This is a genomic window from Curtobacterium sp. MCLR17_059, assembly GCF_003234665.1.
Classification (GTDB): Bacteria; Actinomycetota; Actinomycetes; order Actinomycetales; family Microbacteriaceae; genus Curtobacterium; species Curtobacterium flaccumfaciens.
The window spans coordinates 115,913-134,570 of the sequence record NZ_QKSU01000010.1; the positions used below are offsets into that span (position 1 = coordinate 115,913).

Here is an 18,658-nt window from a genome sequence, read left to right on the forward strand (position 1 = left end):
CCGCTGTCACCGTGCGACGACCAGCCGTCTGGACGGCGCTGCCCGAGTGGCTACTCGCCGTCGGTGTACTTGGTGGGGATGGCGATCTCTTCGCCGGCCTGCAGCGCGGAGCCGTCGAGCGCGTTGAGGCTCACGACGTCCTGCACGAAGTCACGCGGGTCCGAGTTCGGCGCCGTCTGCTCGGCGAGCTGCCAGAGCGTCTCGCCCGGCTGGATCGTCACGGTCTCGAACTGGGTGCGGGCGCCGCCGGCGGTGGCGTCTCCGGCGGAGGCCTGCCCGCCGTTCAGCACGCCGAGGGCGACGACGATGAGGAGCGGGAGCGCGGCCAGCGTCGTGAAGACGATGCGGCCGCGACGCGTCAGACGCAGGCGGGTTCGCACCGCGGGCGCCGCGGTGCGCTGGATGTCAGCGATGGCGATGGTGCTCATGTCGTTCTTGCCTTCCCGTTCGGTGGAACCGAAGTCGTGTACCGAACATAGTTTCGAATCAGACGACGCACAAGTCCTGGGAGTGGATTTCTGCGGGGTTTTCTTGCGACACGCTCGAACAGGTGTTTGTCCGGCCCTGGCTGGTCGGATACTGTTTCGATCGACTGGGACAAGCCTGACGGGGACCACCGACATTCCCGCCGCGGCCGGACCGGCACCGACGAAAGCGAGACGACGTGGTGGACGAACTGCGGGGCCAGAAGCCGCTGACGCCGAAGCAGCAGGCGATCTTCGACGCGATCCGTGCGTCGATCGCCTCACGGGGCTACCCGCCGAGCATGCGCGAGATCGGCGACGCCGCCGGGCTCTCCTCACTCTCCAGCGTCTCCCACCAGCTCGGCCAGCTCGAGCTCGGTGGCTGGATCCGCCGCGACCCGAACCGACCGCGCGCGCTCGAGGTCCTGGTCGACGAGCCGTCGTCCGACGTCGGCGGACCGGACATCGACGCCACCACGCTCGTGCCGCTCGTCGGCCGGATCGCCGCCGGTGTCCCGATCACCGCCGAACAGCACGTCGACGAGATCATCCCGCTCCCCCGACAGCTCGTCGGCACGGGCGAGCTGTTCATGCTCAAGGTCGTCGGTGAGTCGATGATCGACGCCGCGATCTGCGACGGGGACTGGGTCGTCGTCCGGTCGCAGCAGACAGCCGAGAACGGTGACATCGTCGCGGCCATGCTCGACGAAGAGGCGACGGTCAAGGTCTTCCGCCAGCGCGACGGTCACACGTGGCTGCTGCCGCGCAACTCCGCCTTCGAGCCGATCCTCGGCGACGCGGCCTCGGTGCTCGGCAAGGTCGTCGCGGTCCTCCGCTCCCTCTGACCGCGGCTCGCGCTGCACCGACGCGGGACGCCGTCGTCACCGCACGACGCCCCCTGCACGACGAAACGCCGCCGGATCCGGCGGCGTTTCGTGTGTTCCGGGGCGTCTCGGCGACGTGACGGTGTCCGGCGGACCCGTCACGGGCCTCCAGGCCGCGCGGCAGCGCTCCCCAGCGCCAGCGCCCGCCGGAGCCGGTCGTCAGACGGTCGGGACCGGCGTGACCACGTAGGGCTCGAGCTCGGAGACCTGCCGCTGGAAGACGCGCACCCGCAGGCGCGTGCCGTCCTCGACGTAGTCGACGGACTCGACCGAGCCGGTGTCGTGCAGCGACGACACCAGGTCGCCGCGGTCGTACGGCACGACGATGGTCAGGTCGACGTCGGGCTCGGGGAGGCGGTCCTCGATGACGCCGAGGAGCTCCGGGATGCCCTCACCGGTGCGCGCAGACACGAACACCGCGTCCGGCACGAGTCCGATGAGCACGAGGCGCTGCGCGTCGTCGATCAGGTCGGCCTTGTTGAAGACGACGATCTCCGGGATGTCACCCGCACCGACGTCGCCGATGACCTCGCGCACGGTGGACAGCTGCGCACCGGGGTCGGGGTGCGAGCCGTCGACCACGTGCACGATGACGTCGGCGTCGCCGACCTCTTCGAGGGTGGAGCGGAAGGCCTCGACGAGCTGGTGCGGCAGGTTGCGGACGAAGCCGACCGTGTCGACGAACGTGAACTCCCGGCCCTTGGCGCTCTCGGTCCGACGGACGGTGGCGTCCAGCGTCGCGAACAGCTGGTTCTGCACCAGCACGCCCGCGCTCGTCAGCCGGTTGAGCAGCGACGACTTGCCGGCGTTGGTGTAGCCCGCGATCGCGACGCTCGGCACCTCGTTGCGGTTGCGCTCGGCACGCTTGGCCTCACGGGCCGGGGTGAACCCGGCGATCTGCCGGCGGAGCTTCGCCATCCGCGTGTGGATCTTGCGGCGGTCGAGCTCCATCTTCGTCTCACCGGGGCCACGAGAGCCCATGCCAGCGCCTCCGGAGACCTGGCCACCGGCCTGCCGGGACATCGAGTCACCCCAACCGCGCAGTCGAGGCAGCAGGTACTGCAGCTGGGCGAGTTCGACCTGCGCCTTCCCCTCGCGGGTCTTCGCGTGCTGGCTGAAGATGTCGAGGATCACGGCCGTGCGGTCGATGACCTTCACCTTCACGACGTCCTCGAGCGCACGACGCTGCGAGGGTGCCAGTTCGGTGTCGGCGATGACCGTGTCGGCGCCGGTGGCCTTGACGACCATCGCGAGCTCCTGGGCTTTGCCCTTGCCCAGGTAGGTGGCCGGGTCCGGGTTCGGCCGACGCTGGAGGAGCCCGTCGAGCACCACGGCGCCCGCGGTCTCGGCGAGTGCCGCGAGCTCACGGAGGGAGTTCTCGGCGTCCTGCGCGTCGCCCTGGGGGTACACGCCGATGAGGACGACCTGCTCGAGCCGCAGCTGGCGGTACTCGACCTCGGTGACGTCCTCGAGTTCGGTGGAGAGGCCGGCGACACGGCGCAGAGCCGCACGGTCCTCACGGTCGTACTGGTCGCCGTCGCCGGTCCAACTGCGGTCGTCGACCGACTGCGTCTGGATGGCCTGGGCGGGTGCGAAGATGGACGATGCTGCGCGGTGGTCTGCGTTGCGCAACACCCTCTCGACGACACCGTCTGCGCTGTCGTCGTTGGTCTGGTGGTTCTGCTGATGGGTATCCGTCATCCTGTGCACAGGCTACCTCTGGAGGCCCTGCGACACACTCGGTTGCCGGTACGGTTCATCCATGGCGAACGACCACTACTTCTCGGCCAGCCCCGAGAGCGAACTCCGGCCGCGCCAGGTGCACGTCACGCTCGCCGGTCAGCCCCTCACCCTGTCGACCGCGGCGGGGGTCTTCAGCCCCGACGGCGTCGACCGCGGCACGAAGGTCCTGCTCGGTTCGGTGCCGGCGCCCGCTGCCGACGGAGCCCTGCTCGACATCGGCTGCGGCTGGGGCCCGATCGCGATCACGATGGCCCTGCAGTCCCCCGACGCCCAGGTGTGGGGCGTCGACGTCAACGAGCGGGTGCTCGGGCTCGCGCGCGCCAACGCTGCTGCTGCGGGGGCGTCGAACGTCACGATCGCGCTGCCCGACGACGTGCCGGCCGACCTGCGCTTCCGCACGATCTGGTCGAACCCGCCGATCCGTGTCGGCAAGGACGAGCTGCACCAGATCCTGCTGACGTGGCTGCCCCGGCTCGAGGTCGGGGGCGACGCCTGGCTCGTCGTGTCGAAGGACCTCGGGGGCGACTCGTTGCAGAAGTGGCTCGTCGGCGCGCTCGGCTCGGGGTTCGCGGTCACGCGGGAGTCGACGGCGAAGGGGTTTCGCGTGATCCGGGTGCAGCGCAGCGCGTAGGGCGCGTGCGCGAGCGCGGGCGCTCACATCGTGAGCACAAATGGTCGGGTCGCCGCTGGGCATCCGACCATTTCTGCTCACGAAGCGGCAACGAGGCTCCGCGTCAGACCGTCAGACCGTCAGGTCGCCGGAGAACACGAGCTCGGCGGGACCGGACAGCGAGACGTGCTCGCCGTCCTCGGTCGCCGTCATCCGCACCGTCAGCAGCCCGCCCGGCACCCGCACGCGCCAGGTGTCCGGCGCCCCCGCACCGACCCAGTAGCGCGTCGCGAGGGCCGCAGCGACGGCCCCGGTGCCGCATGACAGCGTCTCACCGCTCCCCCGCTCGTGCACCCGCATCGTGATCTCGCCGACGCCGTCCTTGATCAAGGGGTCGCCGGGCAGCACGAACTCGACGTTCGCACCGTGCTCCGGCGCCGGGTCGAGCACCGGCAGGAACGTCAGGTCGAGGTCGGCCAGTTCGTCCTCGGTCTCGACAGCGACGACCACGTGCGGGTTGCCCACGTCGATGCCGATGCCGGGCCGCGCCCCGTCGAGGTTCTTGGCCCGGACGAGCACGTCGTCGGAGCCACCGCCCTCGATGCCCAGGCCCCAGCGACCGAGGTCGGCGGCGAACCCGTTCGTGGTGCGCTGGATGTCGACCAGACCCTTGCGACTGCCGACGGTGAGCGTCTCGCCGGGAGCGAGCTCGACCAGGCCGGACTCGGTCAGGTACCGGGCGAACACGCGGATGCCGTTGCCGCACATCTCCGCGACCGTGCCGTCAGCGTTGTGGTAGTCCATGAACCAGGTCGCCTCGGGCTCGACGGCCACGAGCGCCCGCCCCTCGGGGATCGCCTCGGACCGCACGGCGCGGATCACGCCGTCGCCGCCCACGCCGAAGCGCCGGTCCGCGATGGCGCGGATCCGCTCGGGGGTCAGGTCGACGGTGGCATCGGGGTCGGCGAACAGGACGAAGTCGTTGCCGGTCCCCTGGCCCTTGGTGAAGTGCAGCTCGGTCACGGCACGATCCTACGGGCCAGTTCCGACAGGTCGGCGCGGTCCGCCCCCGTGACGTCGAGCGTCTCGGCCTCGGCGTACCGGCGGAACCACGACACCTGCCGCCGGGCGTACTTCCGGGTCGCGATGCCGGTCGCCTCGACCGCCTGCTCGCGGGTCGCCGTGCCGCCGAGCACCTCGAGCGCCTGCGAGTACCCGATCGCGCCCCGCGCGGTCTTGCCCTGCTCGAGTCCCTGCTCGCGGAGCGCCGCGACCTCGTCGACGAGTCCGGCCTCGAACATCCGCGCGGCCCGCTCGTGCAGCGCCGACACGAGCTGCTCGCGGTCACGCCGCAGGTGCAGGATCCGGGACGGTCGCCAAGCGCTGGGCGCGGCCGGGAGGCTCGGGGTCACGACCTCGGAACGGCTCGCGATCTCGAGTGCACGGATCAACCGCCGTGGGTTGCGCGCGTCGATCGTCGCGGCGGCCGCCGGGTCGAGGGTGCGGAGTCGCTCGAGCAGGATGCCCGGGCCGAGCTCCTCGTGCTCGCGCTCGAGCTGCGCGCGGAGCGCGGGATCGGTGCCCGGGAACGCGAGGTCGAACAGCACCGCGGAGACGTACAGGCCGCTGCCGCCGACGAGGACGGCCACGCCACCGTCGGCTTGGATCCGGTCGACGTCGGCGCGGGCGGCGACCTGGTAGGCGGCGACACTCGCCTCGTCGGTGACGTCGAGCACGTCGAGCTGGTGGTGCGGGATGCCGTGCCGCTCGGCCGGCGGGAGCTTCGCGGTGCCGATGTCCATGCCCCGGTACAGCTGCATGGCATCCGCGTTGATGATCTCCGCGCGACGGCCGGCAGCGCGCAGCCGTTCCGCGATCGCGATGCCGAGGTCGGACTTCCCGGTGCCCGTCGCCCCGACGACTGCGATCAAGTCCGCGGCGTCACCGGATGCGAGCAACGCGTCGCTCGTCGGCACAGCCCCGGGGAGTTCAGCGGCCGACACGGAGCGTGGGCAGCCCGAGCGAGACCGGACGGGGCCCGTCGCCCGTGGCGGCAGCGGGCGTGGGCACGCCGCAGCTCTCGGCCTGCGCGCGGTCCCAGGCGTCGCCGGCCCGGGTGCGTCGGATGCGCAGCGGCGCGTCGTCGTCGGCGAGCAGGAAGTGCGGTGCGGCACGGGTGATGTCGACGGTGACGACGTCGCCCGGGCGCGGGACCTCGGACCCGGCGGGCACGGTGAAGTGCACGAGCCGGGAGTCCTCGGCGCGACCGGAGAGCCGGCGGGTGGCGTCGTCCTTGCGGCCTTCACCGGAGGCGACGAGCACTTCGACGCTCCGGCCGACCTGCAGCGCGTTCTCTTCCGCGGTGATGTGTTCCTGCAGGGCGACGAGTCGCTCGTAGCGCTCCTGCACGATGTGCTTCGGCAGCTGGTCGTCCATCGTCGCGGCCGGCGTGCCCGGGCGGATGGAGTACTGGAACGTGAACGCCGAGGCGAACCGTGCCTGCTCGACCACGCGCAGGGTGTCCTCGAAGTCGGCGTCGGTCTCGCCGGGGAACCCGACGATGATGTCGGTGGAGATCGCCGCGTGCGGGATCTTCGCGCGGACGCGGTCGAGGATGCCGAGGAACCGCTCGCTGCGGTAGCTCCGGCGCATGGCCTTGAGCACCCGGTCGGAACCCGACTGCAGCGGCATGTGCAGCTGGGGCATCACGTTCGGGGTCTCGGCCATCGCGTCGATGACGTCGTCGGTGAACGCCGCCGGGTGCGGGCTCGTGAAGCGGACGCGCTCGAGGCCCTCGATGGCACCGGTGGCCCGCAGCAGCTTGCCGAACGCCTGTCGGTCGCCGAACTCGACCCCGTAGGAGTTCACGTTCTGCCCGAGCAGCGTGACCTCGATCGCGCCGTCGTCGACCAGCGCTTGGATCTCGGCCAGGACGTCACCGGGACGGCGGTCCTTCTCCTTGCCACGGAGCGAGGGGACGATGCAGAACGTGCAGGTGTTGTTGCAGCCGACGGAGATGGAGACCCAGCCGCTGTGCGTCGAGTCGCGCTTGGTGGGCAGCGTCGACGGGAAGACGTCGAGCGCCTCGAGGATCTCGATCTGCGCCTCGTCGTTGTGCCGCGCCCGCTCGAGCAGGGTCGGCAGCGACCCCATGTTGTGCGTGCCGAAGACGACGTCGACCCACGGCGCCTTCTCGAGGATGACGTTCTTGTCCTTCTGCGCCAGGCACCCGCCGACGGCGATCTGCATGCCGGGGTGCTCGCGCTTGATCCCCGCGAGCTGCCCGAGGTTGCCGTACAGCCGGTTGTCCGCGTTCTCGCGCACGGCACAGGTGTTGATGACGACGACGTCGGCCTGCGCACCGTCCGCCGCGGTGTAGCCCGCGGCCTGCAGTGACCCGCTCAACCGCTCGGAGTCGTGGACGTTCATCTGGCACCCGTAGGTGCGGACTTCGTAGGTGCGGGGGCGCGCTTCGACGGTGGCCATGGTCGTCCCAGTGTAGGTCGGAGCGGCTACTCGAACCGGACGGTCCCGCGGCCGGAAGGCGGCCGTTTCCCGCCGCCGTCGAGTGCCCGCGCGACGGCGATCCGGACGACACCGGAGCTGTAGCCCTTGCGCATCAGGAAGCCGGACAGCCGGCGTTCCGCGGTCGCCCGGTCGAGTCCGCGCATCTGCGGCGCCCGCTTGTCGGCGAGCTCCTGCGCGCGGAGGAACTCGTCGTCCTCGTCGTCGGCGGCCTCGTCGAGTGCGGTGTCGATCGCCACCTGGTCGATCCCCCGGCGACGGAGCTCGGTCACGACACCCTGTCGGCCGAGGCCCTTGCGGGCGTGCAGCCGATCCACCAGGTCGGTGGCGAGGGCGACGTCGTCAAGGAGCCCGACACGGGTCAACCGTTCGATCTCGTGCTCGACCACGTCGGGGTCGAGGTCCTGCTGCAGCAGCAGGGTCCGCATCTCGGACTCGCTCACGCCCTTGCGCCCGAGGGCACGCAGGCTGAGCCGTTCGGCGTCCGCGCGCTGTTCGTCGAGCGGACGGGGTGCGTCGGCCGGGTCGATCTCCTCGCCGCCGGCGATGGAGAACACCGACGCCGTGGTGGCGTCAGCCGTCTCGGAGTCGTAGCCGTCCTGCTCCGCACGGTTCGAGCGCCCGCTGCCGTCTCCGATGACGGGCGACACCCACGCTGCCGGCCCGCGGGCACCGTGCAGGGGCACCGGCGAATCGGCGTCGAACGACGCGGGGAACTCGTCCGCACGACCTTCGTCCGACTCGGGCAGCGCCCAGCCGTCGGTGTCGCGCGGTTCGTCCGGTGACACCGGAGGATCGGGGATGGCGGGCATCACCGGCGTGACAGGAGCGCGACGACGAGACCTCGCACCGAACAGGTCGGTGACCGGTGCGAGGCCGTCGTCGTCGTGGTCGGTGCTCACGCGCCCTTGCGCTCCGCGAGCTTCGGCGCGATCGACTCGACCGGGGCGTCCTCGGCCTTGGCACCGCCGACGCCGACGCCGAGCTTGGCGAGGATCTTGCCTTCGATGTCGGCAGCGATCTCGGGGTTCTGGATCAGGAAGGAACGCGAGTTCTCCTTGCCCTGCCCGAGCTGGTCGCCGTCGTAGGTGTACCAGGCACCCGACTTCTTGACGATGCCGTGGTCGACACCGAAGTCGAGCAGCGAGCCTTCGCGCGAGATGCCGACGCCGTACAGGATGTCGAACTCGGCCTGCTTGAAGGGCGGCGCCATCTTGTTCTTGACGACCTTGACACGCGTGCGGTTGCCCACCGCGTCGGTGCCGCTCTTGAGCGTCTCGATGCGGCGGATGTCGAGGCGGACGGACGCGTAGAACTTCAGCGCCTTACCGCCCGAGGTGGTCTCGGGCGAACCGAAGAACACGCCGATCTTCTCGCGCAGCTGGTTGATGAAGATCATCGTGGTCTGCGTCTGGTTCAGGCCACCGGCGAGCTTTCGCAGGGCCTGGGACATGAGGCGGGCCTGCAGACCGACGTGCGAGTCACCCATCTCGCCCTCGATCTCGGCACGGGGCACGAGGGCCGCGACGGAGTCGATGACGATCAGGTCGATGGAGCCGGAGCGGACCAGCATGTCCGCGATCTCGAGCGCCTGCTCGGCGGTGTCGGGCTGCGACACGAGCAGGGCGTCGATGTCGACACCGAGCTTCTTGGCGTACTCAGGGTCGAGCGCGTGCTCGGCGTCGATGAAGGCCGCGATGCCACCGGCGCGCTGGGCGTTGGCGATGGCGTGGATGGTGAGGGTCGTCTTACCCGACGACTCCGGGCCGTAGATCTCGACGATGCGGCCACGGGGCAGGCCACCGATGCCGAGCGCGACGTCCAGCGCCACCGACCCGGTCTGGATGACGTTGACGGGGGCGCGTTCGTCCGAACCGAGGCGCATGATCGCACCCTTGCCGAACTGCCTGTCGATCTGTGCGAGTGCGGTCTCGAGGGCCTTTTCGCGGTCTGCCGGTGATGGCATGGGGTGCTCCTTCGTGCTCGTGTTCGGCCGCCTGTAGGCTGTCGCGTCCACGCCGGCCGATGGTGCAAGGCCGATGGTTCTGCGACAAGGCTTCGGGCTGTTCCCGATGTCCATCAACCTATGGCGAGCCACCGACATCACTGCCGACGGTCACGCGATCTGTGGATGGAACATCCGGGCGACGCCGCTGTGGAGGAAGCTACCACCGATCGAACACGCGTTCGAGCAACACGCCGAACACAGTTTCGGGTGCGCGGCCCGCGGGACCCGCTCAGTCCTGGGGTTCGGCGAGGCCCTTGCCGTGCCGCCGGTCCATCGGGACGTCCTGCGAGTCGCACAGTGCGTCCCACACCCGGCGAGCCTCGATGCCGGCGGCGAGGGCGTCCACGGCGGAGCGACCGCCCAGCCCCTCGAGCACGACGTCACGGGTGACCACGGAACCGTAGGCCTCACCGAACACCTGGTCGACTGCTCGCCAGAACTCACTCACGCGCATCCGACCAGCCTAGGCGGTGGTCGTGGGCCGGAACGCAGAACGCCCCCGCCGGGAAGGACCGGCGAGGGCGTTCGGTGCGGTGCGCTCAGCGAACCGCGAGGTCGTTGTCGAACTCGGCGACGAGGTCGTCCGGGAGCGTGTCGGGGACGGGGGTCAGCCCCTCGACGATCGCGAGGCGGTCGCCCACTTCGCGCATGATGGTCGAGATGGGCGTGTCCAGAGCATCCGCGACGGACGCGAGGATCTCCGAGCTGGCTTCCTTCTGCCCGCGCTCGACCTCACTGAGGTACCCGAGCGCGACACTGGCCTTGGACGCGACCTGACGGAGGGTCCGGCCCTTCTGCAAGCGGAAGTCCCGGAGCACATCGCCGATTTCCTGACGAACGAGAACCATGAGAACTCCTCCTCTCTGTCGTCTCCGCGCCCGCTCGGTCCGGTGGATCGAGTTCGGGTTCAGCAACAATAGCGTTGCCGGTTGCAGCATGTTAGCCAGGCTGGCTGCCGTACTGCTGGAGATTTCGTGAGATGTAACCCAGTGGAAACGGGACCTATTCCCGGCCCCGGACCTCGGACGACATCCGTGCAAGGAGTTCGGAGACGGTGGCGTGCCGGATTGCTCCCCGGTCACCGTCGAGGTGCAGCTCGAAGGCCTCAGCCCCCGCGGCGGAGGCGATCCCCACGTACACGGTGCCGACGGGCTTGCCGTCCTGCGGGTCCGGGCCGGCGACGCCCGTCGTGCTGATCCCCCACGTCGCGGGTTCCCCGTCGACGGACAGCGCGATCCGGACACCGGCGGCCATCTGCCGGGCGACCTCCGGATGCACGGCACCCTCGGCCTCGAGCAGCTCCGCCGAGACCCCGAGCACGGAGTGCTTCACGGGCGTCGCGTAGGCCACGACGCCGCCGCGGACGACGGCGCTCGCGCCCGGCACGTCGACGAGGGTCGCGACCACGAGGCCGCCGGTCAGCGACTCCGCCACGGCGAGGGTCTCGCCCCGCGCCGTCAGCTCGGCGATGAGTCCCGGTGCGACCGGGACGGGAGGCGCGGCCCGCGTCGAGCGGTCGGGCCCGGTCATGCGGTGGTGCGGTTGTGCTTCCATGCCTGCCAGAGGTAGTCGATCCCGCTCAGGATCGTTGCCAGGAACGCGGCCGTCATCAGGATGCCGTTGACCCAGTGCGCCCAGTCGCCGACCAGGTTCCACCACGGGAACAGCGCGGCCGTCAGGGCGACGGCCTGCAGCACGGTCTTGATCTTGCCGCCGCGGCTGGCCGGGATCACCCGGTCGGAGAGCACCGCGAACCGGAAGACCGTGATGCCGATCTCGCGCACCATGATCAGCACGGTCACGTACCAGGGCAGCTCGGCCAGGATCGACAGCGCGACGAGCGCACCACCGATGAGCACCTTGTCGGCGATCGGGTCGACGAGCTTGCCGAAGTCCGTGACCAGGTTCTGCCGACGGGCGATGATGCCGTCGGCGCTGTCCGTGACGATGGCCACGACGAAGACGACCGCCGCCCAGATGCGCAGCGGCCCGTCGTTGCCGGCGTCGGTGAGCAGCAGGACGAAGAACAGCGGCGCCATGAGGATGCGCACCACCGTGATGATGTTCGCGACGTTCGCGGTCGACGCCGGGCCGGGGCCCTTGCGCAGCAGCCGCCCGCGCCACGGGAACCGTGCGCCGTGCGTGGTGTTCGTGCTGTCCGAGGCGGTCATCGCCGTCACTCCCTGCCCGTCAGTCCCCACGCGTCCTCATCGGGCTCGTCGTGGACTTCATCGTACCCGCGGACCATGTCCCCGACGGGGTCTGCTCCGTAGCGGTCACTGTCGCCGGACGGCGTCGGGGCCGGCGCTGCCGGAGCGGCCGCGGCGGGCGGCTCCTCGCCACGGAGCTTCGCGAGCACCGCGGGCAGCTGGTCGGCGGTCACCAGGACGTCGCGGGCCTTCGAGCCCTCGGACGGCCCGACGATGTCGCGCGACTCCATCAGGTCCATCAGGCGACCGGCCTTGGCGAAGCCGACGCGGAGCTTGCGCTGCAGCATCGACGTCGAGCCGAACTGGGTCGACACGACCTGCTCGACGGCCGCGAGCAGGAGTTCGAGGTCGTCACCGATGTCGGCGTCGATCTCCTTGCGCTCGACCACGGCCTGGACGTCCTGGCGGTACTCGGGCTGCGCCTGCCGCGTGACGTGCTGGACGACCTCGGCGACCTCGCCCTCCTGCACCCAGGCGCCCTGCACGCGGAGCGACTTGGACGAGCCCATCGGCAGGAAGAGCGCGTCGCCCTGACCGATGAGCTTGTCGGCGCCGGGCTGGTCGAGGATGACGCGGGAGTCCGTGACGCTCGTCACCGCGAAGGCGATGCGCGACGGCACGTTCGCCTTGATCAGGCCGGTGATGACGTCGACCGAGGGGCGCTGCGTCGCGAGCACCAGGTGGATGCCGGCGGCGCGGGCGAGCTGGGTGATGCGGACGATCGACTCCTCGACGTCACGTGGCGCCACGAGCATGAGGTCGGCGAGCTCGTCGACGACGACGAGCAGGTACGGGTACGGCTTGAGCTTCCGCTCGCTGCCCGCCGGCAAGATGATCTCGTTGTTCTCGATCGCCTTGTTGAAGTCGTCGACGTGGCGGAACCCGAACGACGCCAGGTCGTCGTACCGCATGTCCATCTCCTTCACGACCCACTGCAGCGCTTCGGCCGCCTTCTTCGGGTTCGTGATGATGGGCGTGATGAGGTGCGGGACACCGGCGTAGATCGAGAGTTCGACGCGCTTCGGGTCGACCAGGACCATGCGGACCTCGGACGGCTTCGCGCGCATCAGCAGCGACGTGATCATCGAGTTGATGAACACCGACTTGCCGGAACCGGTGGAGCCGGCGACGAGCAGGTGCGGCATCTTCGCCAGGTTCGCGACGACGAAGCCGCCCTCGACGTCCTTGCCGACGCCGATCGTCATCGGGTGCTTCGACTTGCGGGCGGCGTTCGAGCGCAGCACGTCACCGAGCGAGACGATCTCGCGGTCGGTGTTCGGGATCTCGACGCCGATGGCGCTCTTGCCCGGGATCGGCGACAGGATGCGGACCTCGTTCGAGGCGACCGCGTACGACAGGTTCTTCGACAGGGCCGTGACCCGCTCGACCTTGACGCCGGGGCCGAGCTCGATCTCGTACCGGGTCACCGTCGGCCCGCGGGAGAACCCGGTGACCTTCGCGTCGACCTTGAACTCGGTGAGCACCCCGGTGATGGCGGCGACGATGTCGTCGTTCGCCTGGCTCCGCGCGACCGAGGGCGTTCCGGAGCTCAGCGTCGTGGCGGCGGGCAGCCGGTAGGGCTTCGACGGATCGTCGTCGGAACCGGCGGCGGCTGCGCTCAGCTCGGCGGCGGCGTCGATGTCCTCTGGCTCGTCGACGATCTCGGGCTCGGACAGCACCTCGGGCACCGCGGGACGGATGTCGGCGGTCGGCTCCGGCCGCGCGGGGACGTCGGTGCCGAACGCGCGGAGCGCCTGCTCGGCGTCCTGCAGGTCCTGCTCGACGGAGTCGTTGAGGTTGACCGACGCGGGCTCGGCCGGCGTGAGGTCGACGAGCCCGGCGGCGGCACCGGCGTTCGGGCTCACCGCGGGCGCAGCGGGCACGACGGGGGCAGCTGGTGCGACGGCAGCGGCAGCCGGGGCGACCCCGGTGGCCGGGGGCAGCACGGGGCTGTCGTACGCCGGGTCCTCTTCGCGCCCGGACTTGTTCCGGCGCCACCACGGCACGTTGTCGCCACCGGCTTCGGCGTCGGCAGCGGCCTGCTCGTCACCGAACCCGAGGTCGTCGAACAGCTGGAAGTCGGTGTCGCCCTTCTTGCCGCGCTTCGACGTGCGGGCACGGGCGGCGGGCTCCGCCACGGCGGCGGCGTCGGCCTCGGGTTCTGCTGCGGGGGCCGGGGCGCCGAACAGGTAGGCGTAGAGCTCGTGCAGGCGTCGCCCGAGCTTGTTCGGCGGCGTCTTGGTGATGATGAAGAGCGAGAGCACCAGCAGCACGATCGCCACGGGGACGGCCACCCAGGCGGTCGCGATCGTGACGAGCCAGCCGATGACCACCCAGCCGAGCACCCCACCGGCGGCGGCCAGCGCGGGCATGCCGTCGGCCGCGCTCGGTCGGCCGCCGAAGACGTGGCAGAGCGAGGCGATCGACACGATCAGGATGCCCAGGCCGATGCCGATCCGGGTGTTGTCGTGCACCGAGGCCGGGTGCCGGAACAACCACCCGGCGAACACGATCATGATGACGGGCAGGGCGAACGCGAGGCGGCCGAACAGCCCACCGAACGTGTACGCGTCGAGTGCGACGGAGACACTGTTGGTCGGATTGAGCCACTCGACGACCCCGCCGGCGATGGCCAGCAGGAACAGCAGGAACGGGAACCCGTCGCGCCGCTGGTCCTTCTCGAGGGTCTCCTTGCCGAGCAGCCGGAACATCGCGCCGACGCCGTGCGCCATCGCGAGCCAGAAGGTCACGAGCGGGTTCTGCTCGCGGAACACCGGCGTGGGTGCGGCCTGCGGCAGCTTCTTCGTCGTGGCCTGGGTGCGCGACGAACCGCGCGTCCCGTTGCCACGGGACGACGTGGACGCGCGCGAGCGCGTGGTCGACTTGGTGCCTCCGGCCATGGGCAGAACCCTAACGCCCGCTCAGGACAAACGCAGGAAGGCCCGCCGCAGCGTCCGTGACGGACGCTGGACGGGCCTCCCGGGCCGGACAGACGCGAACGCGGACGCGCGCCCACCCCGCGAACGGGCCCTACGCCTCGATGACCACCGGGACGATCATCGGACGACGGCGGTGCTTGGTGTTCACCCAGCGACCGACCGTGCGACGGACGACCTGCGCGAAGGCGTGCGAGTCGCGCGTGCCGTTGGCGGCGGCCTCGGAGATCGCCTTGGCGATCTGCGGGCGGACGTCGTCGAACACGGAGTCGTCCTCGGCGAAGCCGCGCGACTGGATCTCCGGGCCGATCACGCACTGCCCGGTGGTGAAGTCCACCGCGCAGAAGATCGAGATGAAGCCCTCTTCCGCCAGGACGCGGCGATCCTTCAGGTCGGCGTCGGTGATCTCGCCGACGGTGGAGCCGTCGACGTAGACGTAGCCGATGTCGAGCTGGCCGGCGACCGTCGCGACGCCGTCCTTCAGGTCGACGACGATGCCGTCCTGCCCGAGGATCACGTTGCGCGGCGGGACACCCGTCTGGATCGCCAGGTCGGCGTTCGCGTACAGGTGGCGGTGCTCGCCGTGGACGGGGAGCACGTTGCGCGGCCGCAGGATGTTGTAGCAGTAGAGCAGCTCGCCGGCGGAGGCGTGTCCGGAGACGTGCACCTTCGCGTTGCCCTTGTGCACGACCTTCGCACCGAGCTTCGTCAGCCCGTCGATGACGCGGTACACGGCGTTCTCGTTGCCCGGGATGAGCGACGACGCGAGGATGACGGTGTCGCCCTCGCCGATCTCGATCTGGTGCTCGAGGTTCGCCATCCGGGCCAGGACGGCCATCGGCTCACCCTGCGACCCGGTCGACATGTAGACGATCTGGTCGTCGGGGACGTTCTTCGCCTTCTTCGTGTCGATGAGCACGTTCTCCGGCACCCGCAGGTACCCGAGGTCGGCGGCGATTGTCATGTTGCGGATCATCGAGCGGCCCATGAACGCGACCTTGCGGTTCGCGGCCGCGGCGGCGTCGAGGACCTGCTGCACGCGGTGCACGTGCGACGAGAAGCTCGCCACGACGACCTTCTTGCGGGCGCGCATGATGATGTTCTCGAGCACCGGGCCGATGTCGCGCTCCGGAGCGGTGAAGCCCGGCACGTCGGCGTTCGTGGAGTCCGGCAGGAACAGGTCCACGCCGGCCTCGCCCAGACGGGCGAACGCACGGAGGTCGGTGATGCGGTCGTCCAGCGGGAGCTGGTCCATCTTGAAGTCACCCGTGTGCAGCACACGACCGGCGGGGGTCGTGATCGCGACGGCGAGGGCGTCCGGGATGGAGTGGTTCACGGCGACGAACTCGAGGTGGAACGGGCCGATCTGCTCGGTCTGGTCCTCGGCCACGACGAGCGTGTACGGCTTGATCCGGTGTTCCTTGAGCTTCGCCTCGACGAGCGCCAGGGTCAGCGTGGAGCCGATCAGCGGGATGTCGTCGCGGAGCTTCAGCAGGTACGGGACGGCGCCGATGTGGTCTTCGTGGCCGTGCGTGAGCACGACACCGAGGACGTCGTCGAGGCGGTCACGGATCGGCGAGAAGTCCGGCAGGATCAGGTCGACACCGGGCTGGTGCTCCTCGGGGAACAGCACGCCGGCGTCGACGATGAGCAGCTTGCCCTCGTACTCGTAGACGGTCATGTTTCGACCGATCTCGCCGAGGCCCCCGATGGGGACGACGCGGAGGGTGCCGGCTTCGAGCGGCTGCGGTTCGGAGATCTGTGTGGGCATTCGGTCCTACGGATTCGGGCGACGCGCGTGCTGCGCGCCGCGGTGTTCGCTAGCGGGTGGTGCCTGGCACCTTCGGTAGTGCACCGCCGGCCGCCGCGTTGCGGTCGGGGCGGAAGTTCGAGAAGTCGGCGCCGGGCACGTCGCGCACGGCTTCGAGGGAGGTCTCGATGGCGTACGCCTCGGAGTCCTCGGGGCCGACGAGCGGCAGTCGGACGCGCGGGCTGCCGATGCGGCCGAGCCCGTGCAGGATGTACTTCGCGGCCACGGTACCGGGAACGTGCGTCATCACGGCGCGGACGAGCGGCTCGAGTCGCTTGTGCTCGGCCGTCGCGGTGGCCAGGTCGCCCCGGTTCACGGCGTCGACGATGGTGCGGTACGGCGCGCTCGTGATGTTCGCGGTCACGCCGATCAGGCCGGTGGCGCCGATCGACAGGTGCGGGAGCACGTTCGTGTCGTCGCCGGAGAAGTACATGAGGTCGGTGTTGTTCAGCACCCGCGAGACCTCGGCGAAGTCGCCCTTGGCGTCCTTCACGGCGAGGATGTTCGGGTGCTTGGACGCACGCAGGATCGTGTCGTACGTGATCGGGATGCCGGTGCGGCCCGGGATGTCGTACAGGATCACCGGCAGGTCGGTGGCGTCCGCGATCATCCGGAAGTGGGTGAGGACACCCGACTGCGTCGGCTTGTTGTAGTACGGCGTGACGATCATCACGCCGTCCGCGCCGGCCTTCTCGCTCTGCTTGTACAGGTGGATCGCGTGCGCGGTCTCGTTCGAGCCACCGCCCGTGATGATCTTCGCGCGGCCGGCGGCGACGGACTTGCCGACCTCGACCAGACGGAGCTTCTCCGGGTCGGTCAGCGTTGACGTCTCGCCGGTCGTGCCGGTGACGACGATGCCGTCGGCGCCGGCGGTGATGCAGTCGTCGATGTGCTGCTCGACGCCGGGCCAGTCGACCTCGCCGTCGGCCGTGAACGGGGTCACGAGGGCGACGAGGACCTGACCGAAGGGATTCTCACGCGGGGACACGGGCACCAGCGTACCGGGGATGCGCGCGAGGACCGCCGTCCGTGTGGACGGTGGACCGCCTGCGGCGCGGCCGGGAGGCCCGGATCACGTCCGTCCCGCCGGTCACGCCCGGCGCGTGCGGGCGCTCAGGCGCGGCGCTGCCACTCCAGGAACCGGTAGCGGGTGCCGCCGTTCCGGGACTCCTGCCAGGGGCCCTCGTCGGTGAGCATCCAGCCGGCAGCCTCGTCGAGCTCCGGCGCGACGGTGTCGCCGGGCACGTCGACGTCGATCAGGGTCTCGGAGACGCGGTCGGCCGCGTCGAGTGCGGCGGCGTAGACCTGACCGCCGCCGATGACCCAAACGGTCTCGTCGGCGCCCTCGGCACGCTCGAGTTCGGCCTGCATGTCGTGCACGACCTCGGCACCGTCGGCCGTCCACGTCGTGTCCCGGGTGAGCACGACGTTGCGCCGACCGGGCAGCGGCCGGAAGCGCTCGGGCAGGGACTCCCAGGTGCGCCGGCCCATCAGCACGGTCGCGTCGCCGGTGACCTGCTTGAAGTGCGCCAGGTCCTCGGGCACGTGCCAGGGCATGCCGCCGTCGGCACCGATGACGCCGGTGGTCGAGCGGGCCCAGACCATGCCGATCATCAGACGGCGACCGCGGCCTTGATCGCCGGGTGGTGCTCATAGCCGACGACGGTGAAGTCCTCGTACTCGTAGTCGTCGATCGAGTCGCGCGGAGCGAGTTCGAGCGTCGGCATCGGGTACGCCGTGCGGGACAGCTGCTCCTCGACCTGTTCGACGTGGTTGTCGTAGATGTGGCAGTCGCCGCCGGTCCAGACGAAGTCGCCGACCTCGAGCCCGGTCTGCGCCGCGATCATGTGGGTCAGCAGCGCGTACGAGGCGATGTTGAACGGGACGCCGAGGAACATGTCGGCGCTCCGCTGGTAGAGCTGGCACGAGAGCTTGCCGTCGTTCACGTAAAACTGGAAGAAGGCGTGGCACGGGGCGAGCGCCATGTCCGGCACGTCGGCGACGTTCCAGGCCGAGACGATGAGCCGGCGGCTGTCCGGGTTGGTCTTGATCTGGTCGATGACCTGGGCGATCTGATCGACGTGCTCGCCCGAGGGGGTCGGCCACGAGCGCCACTGCACGCCGTACACCGGGCCGAGGTCACCGTCGTCGTCCGCCCACTCGTTCCAGATCCGGACACCGTGCTCCTGCAGCCAGGTGGCGTTGCCCTCGCCACGCAGGAACCAGAGGAGCTCGTACGCGACCGACTTGAAGTGCACGCGCTTGGTGCTGACGAGGGGGAAGCCCTTCGACAGGTCGTAGCGGAGCTGTGCGCCGAACAGGCTCCGGGTGCCGGTGCCGGTGCGGTCACCCTTCGGCGAGCCCTCCGTCAGGACCCGGCGGAGCAGGTCTTCGTAGGGCGTCGGGACGGAGGCGTCGGGCTGTACGGTCTCGCTGTCGGTCACACACAGAAGCCTACGTCGGTGTGA

18 protein-coding genes are annotated in these 18,658 nt (G+C 70.2%); 2 read left to right on the forward strand and 16 right to left on the reverse strand.

What is annotated here, in order from left to right; all coding sequences use genetic code 11:
* Positions 1-50: 50 nt before the first annotated feature.
* Entirely contained in the window at positions 51-428 is a 378-nt protein-coding gene (locus DEJ12_RS14090) for a LysM peptidoglycan-binding domain-containing protein (protein ID WP_027464774.1), read from the reverse strand.
* A 236-nt stretch (positions 429-664) separates the two neighbouring features.
* Here DEJ12_RS14090 and lexA point away from each other — a divergent pair, with 236 nt between their 5' ends.
* Positions 665-1,309 carry a transcriptional repressor LexA gene (gene lexA, locus DEJ12_RS14095; protein ID WP_027464773.1) on the forward strand — a complete coding sequence of 215 codons (645 nt, stop codon included), beginning with the start codon at positions 665-667 and terminating at the stop codon, positions 1,307-1,309.
* Between the two features lie 198 nt (positions 1,310-1,507).
* Here the strand turns inward: lexA and hflX are convergent, their stop codons facing one another.
* Positions 1,508-3,049 carry a GTPase HflX gene (gene hflX / locus DEJ12_RS14100; RefSeq protein ID WP_111030468.1) on the reverse strand — a complete coding sequence of 514 codons (1,542 nt, stop codon included), beginning with the start codon at positions 3,047-3,049 and terminating at the stop codon, positions 1,508-1,510.
* A gap of 61 nt (positions 3,050-3,110) precedes the next feature.
* Between hflX and DEJ12_RS14105 the strand changes: the two genes are divergently transcribed.
* Positions 3,111-3,722, forward strand: coding sequence for a class I SAM-dependent methyltransferase (locus DEJ12_RS14105; protein WP_111030469.1), 612 nt, complete (start codon positions 3,111-3,113; stop codon positions 3,720-3,722).
* 111 nt (positions 3,723-3,833) lie between these two features.
* Here the strand turns inward: DEJ12_RS14105 and dapF are convergent, their stop codons facing one another.
* The 14 genes from dapF to DEJ12_RS14175 form a co-directional block, all read right to left on the reverse strand.
* A complete protein-coding gene (gene dapF / locus DEJ12_RS14110; RefSeq protein ID WP_027464770.1) occupies positions 3,834-4,724 on the reverse strand; it encodes a diaminopimelate epimerase in 891 nt (296 codons plus the stop codon).
* Positions 4,721-5,632, reverse strand: coding sequence for a tRNA (adenosine(37)-N6)-dimethylallyltransferase MiaA (gene miaA, locus DEJ12_RS14115; protein ID WP_258370492.1), 912 nt, complete (start codon positions 5,630-5,632; stop codon positions 4,721-4,723). The genes dapF and miaA overlap by 4 nt, the downstream gene beginning before the upstream one ends.
* Before the next feature lie 58 nt (positions 5,633-5,690).
* Entirely contained in the window at positions 5,691-7,187 is a 1,497-nt protein-coding gene (gene miaB / locus DEJ12_RS14120) for a tRNA (N6-isopentenyl adenosine(37)-C2)-methylthiotransferase MiaB (protein ID WP_111030470.1), read from the reverse strand.
* Positions 7,188-7,213: 26 nt separating this feature from the next.
* On the reverse strand, positions 7,214-8,128 hold the full coding sequence (locus DEJ12_RS14125) for a regulatory protein RecX (protein ID WP_111030471.1): 915 nt from the start codon (positions 8,126-8,128) through the stop codon (positions 7,214-7,216).
* Complete coding sequence (gene recA / locus DEJ12_RS14130; RefSeq protein WP_111030472.1) at positions 8,125-9,192, reverse strand: recombinase RecA; 1,068 nt, start codon at positions 9,190-9,192, stop codon at positions 8,125-8,127. Before recA ends, DEJ12_RS14125 begins: the two co-directional genes overlap by 4 nt.
* Before the next feature lie 271 nt (positions 9,193-9,463).
* Positions 9,464-9,688, reverse strand: coding sequence for a DUF3046 domain-containing protein (locus DEJ12_RS14135; protein WP_071405602.1), 225 nt, complete (start codon positions 9,686-9,688; stop codon positions 9,464-9,466).
* A gap of 85 nt (positions 9,689-9,773) precedes the next feature.
* Positions 9,774-10,082, reverse strand: coding sequence for a helix-turn-helix domain-containing protein (locus DEJ12_RS14140; protein WP_027464765.1), 309 nt, complete (start codon positions 10,080-10,082; stop codon positions 9,774-9,776).
* A gap of 154 nt (positions 10,083-10,236) precedes the next feature.
* Positions 10,237-10,764: a CinA family protein gene (locus tag DEJ12_RS14145; protein ID WP_111030473.1), complete on the reverse strand. Its 528-nt coding sequence runs from the start codon at positions 10,762-10,764 to the stop codon at positions 10,237-10,239.
* Positions 10,761-11,405: a CDP-diacylglycerol--glycerol-3-phosphate 3-phosphatidyltransferase gene (gene pgsA, locus DEJ12_RS14150; protein ID WP_164941245.1), complete on the reverse strand. Its 645-nt coding sequence runs from the start codon at positions 11,403-11,405 to the stop codon at positions 10,761-10,763. Before pgsA ends, DEJ12_RS14145 begins: the two co-directional genes overlap by 4 nt.
* A gap of 5 nt (positions 11,406-11,410) precedes the next feature.
* On the reverse strand, positions 11,411-14,344 hold the full coding sequence (locus DEJ12_RS14155; RefSeq protein ID WP_111030475.1) for a DNA translocase FtsK: 2,934 nt from the start codon (positions 14,342-14,344) through the stop codon (positions 11,411-11,413).
* 130 nt (positions 14,345-14,474) lie between these two features.
* A complete protein-coding gene (locus DEJ12_RS14160) occupies positions 14,475-16,151 on the reverse strand; it encodes a ribonuclease J (protein ID WP_027464761.1) in 1,677 nt (558 codons plus the stop codon).
* Between the two features lie 49 nt (positions 16,152-16,200).
* Positions 16,201-17,178 carry a 4-hydroxy-tetrahydrodipicolinate synthase gene (gene dapA / locus DEJ12_RS14165; protein WP_017885921.1) on the reverse strand — a complete coding sequence of 326 codons (978 nt, stop codon included), beginning with the start codon at positions 17,176-17,178 and terminating at the stop codon, positions 16,201-16,203.
* 125 nt (positions 17,179-17,303) lie between these two features.
* On the reverse strand, positions 17,304-17,804 hold the full coding sequence (locus DEJ12_RS14170) for a dihydrofolate reductase (protein WP_111030476.1): 501 nt from the start codon (positions 17,802-17,804) through the stop codon (positions 17,304-17,306).
* On the reverse strand, positions 17,804-18,634 hold the full coding sequence (locus DEJ12_RS14175; RefSeq protein ID WP_111030477.1) for a thymidylate synthase: 831 nt from the start codon (positions 18,632-18,634) through the stop codon (positions 17,804-17,806). The genes DEJ12_RS14170 and DEJ12_RS14175 overlap by 1 nt, the downstream gene beginning before the upstream one ends.
* Between the last annotated feature and the right edge of the window lie 24 nt (positions 18,635-18,658).